Raw genomic sequence first — 6,584 nt, 5'->3', positions numbered from 1 at the left:
CGTTGATGGAGCCGATGCTGGCGGAGTTCCGTCAGGTCGCGGAAGGCCTGACCTACGCCGCTCCGGCCATCCCGGTCGTCTCCAACGTCACCGGTCGCCTCGCCGCCGAAGGCGAGTTGACCACCCCCGACTACTGGGTCCGCCACGTCCGCGAGGCCGTCCGCTTCGCCGACGGTGTGAGGGCCCTCGCGGCGGAAGGCGTCACCCGGTTCGTCGAGGTCGGCCCGGACACCACCCTCACCGCCCTTGCCCGCACCTGCGTGCCGGACGACCATGGGCTGCTGTTCCTGCCCGTCCAGCGCAAGCAGGGATCCGAAGCCCGGCACCTGGTCGGTGCCTTCGCCCGTCTGCATCTGCACGGTGCGGCGGTGTCATGGCCCGCGCTGCTCCCCGGCGCCGATGTCGTCGACCTGCCGACCTACGCCTTCCGGCGCGACCGCTACTGGCTGGAGCGTTCGTACACCGAGGACGGCGCCGCCGCCGTCCCGTCCCGACTGTCCGGGCCGCATCACGAGATCATCTGGACTCCGGCCCAGGGGCTTCCCGACACCGCGCGGCTGTCGGGCCGTTGGCTGCTCGTCCGCTCCACCCCGCTGGACGGCGACGACGCCTGGCACGACGTGCTGACCGTCGCGCTGCGCGCGGCGGGGGCCGACGTGGTCACCGTCGAGCAGCACCACCTCGACCGGCGGACCGAACTCTCCCGTCGTATCACCGCCGCCGCCGAGGACGCCCCGGTGACCGGGGTCCTCTCCGTGCCGGCCGTCGGCGGTCCGGCGGACGACATGACCGCAGGCGCGTCCGCCACCGTGGTTCTTCTCCAGGCCCTCGGTGACGCCCGTGTCGAGGCCCCGCTGTGGACGCTCACGCGCGGCGCCGTCGCCGCCGGCGCGAACGACCCGGCGTCCGACCCCGCGCAGGCCGCCGTCTGGGGCCTGGGTCGCGTGGCCGCCCTGGAACACCCCGACCGCTGGGGCGGTCTCGTCGACCTTCCGTCCGAGCTCGACCGGCGCTCCGCCGAGCGGCTGGTCGCCCTGCTCGCCGACAGCACGGACGGCACGCGCGGCACGGGGAGCACGGGGAGCACGGAACCCTCGTACCCGCGCGAGGACCAGGTCGCCGTCCGCGCCGACGGCGCCTTCGCCCGCCGGCTGATCCCCGCGGCCCCGCCCGCGGAAGCGGCCTGGCAGCCGGCCGGCACCGTCCTGGTGACCGGCGGCACGGGAGCGCTGGGGGCCAGGGTGGCCCGCTGGGCCGCGCAGCGGGGCGCCGAGCGTCTCCTCCTGGTCAGCCGGCGCGGCGCGCAGGCCCCGGGCGCGGAGGCCCTCGGCGAGGACCTGCGCCGACTCGGAGCCGACGTCACCTTCGCCGCACTGGACTTGACCGACCGCGATGCGGTCCGCGAGCTGCTCGACGCCCATCCGGTGGACGCGGTGGTCCACACGGCCGGCGTCATCGAGGACGGGGTGCTCGACGGCCTCGCCCCGGAAGCGTTCCGCTCCGTCTTCGCGGCCAAGGTCACCGGTGCGCGGCACCTCGACGAACTGACCCGGGACCGCGACCTCTCCGCCTTCGTCCTGTTCTCCTCCTTCGCCGGAACGGTCGGCTCCGCCGGCCAGGGCAACTACGCCGCCGCCAACGCCGTGCTGGACGCGCTGGCCGAGCGGCGGCGGGCCGAGGGCTTGCCCGCGAAGTCCGTCGCGTGGGGTCCCTGGGCCGGGGGCGGCATGGCCGCCGACGCCGGAGCCGAAGGCCGCCAGGTGCGCGGCGGTGTCGGCCTGCTCGACCCCGACCAGGCATTGGAGGCCCTCGCGGCCCAGGCCGCCGGAGGCTCCGCCGCCTCCTTGGTCGCCGACGTCGACTGGAGCCGCTTCGGCGCCGCGTTCACCGCCGTCCGCCCGAGCCCGCTGCTCGCCGAGGTCTACGACCGCCCCGCCGAGACCCGCACCGCCCCCGCCTCGACCGCACTGCGGGACCGCCTCGCCGGCCTCACCCCCGAGGACCGCCGGCGCGAACTGCTGGCCGAGGTGCGCACCCGTGCCGCCGCCGCCCTCGGTCACGCCGGCCCCGGACAGGTGGGTGCGGAACTGGCGTTCCGCGACCTCGGCGTCGACTCGCTCATCGCGGTCGAACTGCGCAACACCCTCGCCGCCGTGTGCGGTGTCACCCTCTCGGCCACGGTGGTCTTCGACCACCCGACACCGCAGGCTCTCGCCGCTCACCTTTACGACGAGCTCTTCGGCGACCTCCACACCGGTACCGTCGTCACGACCGTCGCCCCCACGGTCGCCGCTGTCGACGAGCCGGTGGCGATCGTCGGGATGGCGTGCCGTTTCCCCGGTGGCGTGGACTCCCCGGAGAGTCTGTGGGCCCTGCTGGAGGAGGGGCGCGACGGCATCACCGACTTCCCGGACGACCGCGGCTGGGACCTCGACCGGCTCTTCGCGCCGGACCCGGACAACCCCTACGCCAGCCACACCGCGCGCGGCGGCTTCCTCGACGGCGTCGACGGCTTCGATGCGGAGTTCTTCGGTGTGTCGCCGCGTGAGGCGTTGGCGATGGATCCGCAGCAGCGGTTGTTGCTGGAGTCGTCGTGGGAGGCGGTGGAGCGGGCGGGGATCGATCCGCGGTCGTTGCGCGGCGGCCGGGTCGGGGTGTTCGCGGGTACCAACGGGCAGGATTATCCGGCTCTCTTGGGCATGTCGGAGGGTGACTTCGGCGGGTACGTGGGCACGGGCAGCGCGGCGAGTGTGCTGTCGGGGCGTCTGGCGTATGTGCTGGGCCTGGAGGGTCCGGCGGTCACGGTGGACACCGCCTGCTCGTCGTCCCTGGTGGCCCTGCATCTGGCCGTGCAGTCGCTGAGGTCCGGCGAGTGTGATCTGGCGCTTGCGGGTGGCGTGACGGTGATGTCGACGCCGGGTGCGTTCGTGGAGTTCAGTCGTCAGGGTGGTCTGGCGGGGGACGGCCGGTGCAAGGCGTTCGCGGACGGCGCGGACGGCACCGGCTGGGGCGAAGGCGTCGGCGTGCTGCTGGTGGAGCGGCTGTCGGATGCCCGGGCGCGTGGTCACCGGGTGCTGGCGGTGGTGAAGGGCAGCGCGGTCAACCAGGACGGTGCGTCCAACGGGCTGACGGCGCCGAACGGTCCCTCGCAGCAGCGCGTGATCCGTGCCGCGCTCGCGGACGCCGGACTCGCCGCGGCCGATGTGGATGCTGTGGAGGCGCACGGGACGGGTACGCGATTGGGTGACCCGATCGAGGCGCAGGCGCTGCTGGCCACCTACGGCCAGGAGCGGCCGGAGGACCGGCCGTTGTGGCTGGGGTCGGTGAAGTCGAACTTCGGTCACACGCAGGCGGCTGCGGGTGTGGCCGGTGTGATCAAGATGGTGGAGGCGTTGCGGCACGGTGTCGTGCCGGCGACGCTTCATGTGGACGAGCCGTCGTCGCAGGTGGACTGGTCGACGGGCGCGGTGCGTCTGGTGACCGAGCGGCAGGAGTGGCCGTCGGTGGACCGTCCTCGCCGTGCGGGTGTGTCCTCCTTCGGCCTCAGCGGCACCAACGCCCACGTCATCCTCGAGCAGGCACCCCCGGAGACGGCCGCTCCCGCCGAGCCCGCGACGCTGCCCGTGATCCCCTGGGCGCTGTCCGGACGTGGCGCCGACGCGCTGCGCGCTCAGGCCGCCCGGCTGCTCGACACCGTACGGTCGGCCCCCGACGTGGACCTGCTGAAGATCGCGTCGGCCCTGGTCACCACCCGTACCCCCTTCGAGAACCGCGCCGTCGTACGCGGTCGTACCCGCGAAGAACTGCTGTCCGGCCTGACGGCCCTGGCAGACGGCGAGTCCGTCGCTCAGGTCACCGTCGGTGCCGTCACCGAGGGCCGCACGGCCTTCCTCTTCTCCGGCCAGGGCGCGCAGCGTGCCGGCATGGGGCGTGAGCTGTACGACGCGTTCCCGGTGTTCGCGGACGCCTTCGACGCGGTGTGCGCACACGTCGGCCCGGAGCTGAAGGACGTCGTCTTCGGTGACGACGCGGAGCGGCTGGGCCGTACGGAGTGGACGCAGCCGGCGCTGTTCGCGGTCGAGGTGGCGTTGTTCCGGCTGCTGGAATCCTGGGGCGTGCGCCCGGACTTCGTGGGCGGGCACTCGATCGGCGAGATCGCAGCCGCGCATGTGGCCGGTGTGCTGTCGCTGGAGGACGCGTGCGCGCTTGTCACCGCACGCGGGCGGTTGATGCAGGCCCTGCCGGACGGCGGGGCGATGATCGCCGTCGAGGCGGCCGAGGACGAGGTCCTGCCGCTGCTCGACGGGCGTGAGGCGGACGTATCGATAGCCGCGATCAACGGCCCGCGGGCTGTGGTCCTGGCCGGTACCGAGTCGGCCGTCAGTGCGATCGCCGAGCTACTGGCCGCCCAGGGCCGCCGCACCTCCCGCCTTCGCGTCTCCCACGCGTTCCACTCGCCGTTGATGGAGCCGATGCTGGCGGAGTTCCGTCAGGTCGCGGAAGGCCTGACCTACGCCGTTCCGGCCATCCCGGTCGTCTCCAACGTCACCGGTCGCCTCGTCGCTGAGGGCGAGTTGACCACCCCCGACTACTGGGTCCGCCACGTCCGCGAGGCCGTCCGCTTCGCCGACGGTGTGACCGCCCTCGCGGCGGAAGGCGTCACCCGGTTCGTCGAACTCGGCCCCGACACCACCCTCACCGCCCTCGCCCAGAACTGCCTGCTTGATGCGGACCGTTCGCTGTTCGTCTCCACCCTGCGCAAGCACCGTGACGAGGTGGACACCGTGCTGGAATGCGTGGCCGCCGCCCACGCGGCGGGGGTGACCGTCGACTGGGCGTCGGTGATCGGCCCTCGGCCCACGGCGGGCGTGGAGCTTCCTACGTACGCCTTCCGGCATGAGCGGTTCTGGCCGCAGACGAAGCGGGCGCGGACGGTGGAGGACACCGGGAGCATCGAGACCGTCACCGGTACCGGCCCTTGGGACACGGTCGATCCCGAGGAGTCCCGGGCCCTGGCGGACTCCCTCGGCGTCGGCGAGGAGGTCGTGGAGGAGATCGTGTCCGGTCTCGCCGCCCGGCGGCGCGAGCGAGCCGCGCGCGCCCAGGTGGACGGCTGGCGGTACCGCGTCGTCTGGGAGGCGATCACTCCGCCTCCGACGGCCGGCGGAACAGGACGGTGGCTGGTACTCCACCCGGCCGGCGGACCGGCAGGGCTCGACACCGTCGTCCGGGCGCTGCCCGACTGCCTGCCGCTCTCCATCCCCACGAACACCGACCGTACGTCCCTGGCGCGCGACCTCGTCGCGGCCGTCGGCGGTGACGCTCTCGCCGGTGTGGTCGTGCTGCCCGGCTCGTTCGGCTGGGCCCTGACCGCCGTCCAGGCCCTCGGCGACGCCGGAATCGCCGGTCCTGTCTGGTGTGTCACCACGGGCGCCGTGACCGTCGACCGTCCCACGGACGGCGCTCCGGACCCCGAACTGGCCGCCGTCTGGGGCCTGGGACGGGTGGCAGCCCTGGAACACCCCGACCGCTGGGGCGGGTTGATCGACCTGCCGCCCACGCCCGACGCGGACACGGCCGCTCTGCTCACGGCAGCCCTCACCTCCCCGGACGAGGACCAGCTCGCCCTGCGCGACGGCACCCTCTTCGTGCGTCGTCTCCGCGAGCATCCGGCCCTCCCGGCCACCGCGACCGGCTGGAAGTCTCCGGGCCGGGTGCTCGTCACCGGCGGCACCGGCGCCCTCGGCGGGCACGTGGCGCGCTGGCTCGCCGAGCAGGGTGCGCACGAGATCGTGCTCACCGGCCGCCGTGGTCCGGACAGCCCGGGCGTGAGCCCGCTCGTGGAGGAGATACGGGCCGCGGGAGCGGAACGCGTACACGTCGAACGGTGCGACATGGCCAACCGCGACGCGGTCGCCGCACTGCTGGACCGGCACCGTGTCGACGCCGTCTTCCACGCCGCCGGCGTGCCCGACGCCACGCCCATCGACGAGGTGGACGATGCTCACCTGGCCGACGTCTGGTCGGCGAAGGCCCTGGGCGCGGTGCACCTGGACGAGTTGACGCGCGGCTGGGCTCTTGAGGCGTTCGTCGTCTTCACGTCGATCGCCGGTGTGTGGGGGAGTGGACGGCAGGCCGTCTACTCGGCGGCGAACGCCTGTGCCGACGCCGTCGTGGAAGCACGTCGCGGTCGCGGCGAGGCGGGAGTGTCGGTGGCGTGGGGCCCGTGGTCGGGCGGAGGCATGGTGACGGACGCGGGAGCGGTGGAGTTGGAGCGTCGCGGCCTGCGGGTGATGGAGCCGGCTCACGCTCTGCTGGGACTGGGGCGCGCGCTGGAGGCCGGGGACGGTGCGGTGGTGGTCGCGGACGTGGAGTGGGAGCGGTTCGTCCCCATGTTCACCAGCCGCCGGCCCAGCCCCCTGCTCTCCACCCTCCGCGCCCTCGACGCCGACGGCGCCACCGGAGGTGGCCGCACGACGGAGAACGCGCCGGGAAGCACGGCCACGGGTACGGCGGCCGACGCTGCCGAGAGCGCTCGCGAGCGTCTGGTGCGGCGGCTGGCCGACCGGCCCGAGACGGAACGG

The 6,584-nt window shown here is 73.9% G+C and carries 1 pseudogene; it reads left to right on the top strand.

Going from position 1 to position 6,584, the window contains the following annotated elements:
* Positions 1-14: 14 nt before the first annotated feature.
* Positions 15-6,584: pseudogene (locus CCN29_RS07275) on the top strand (type I polyketide synthase); the annotation flags it as partial.

Source organism: Streptomyces pseudogriseolus (assembly GCA_002154585.1).
In the GTDB taxonomy this organism is placed as follows: domain Bacteria; phylum Actinomycetota; class Actinomycetes; order Streptomycetales; family Streptomycetaceae; genus Streptomyces; species Streptomyces pseudogriseolus.
This window is presented reverse-complemented; position numbering and strand designations above follow the sequence as displayed.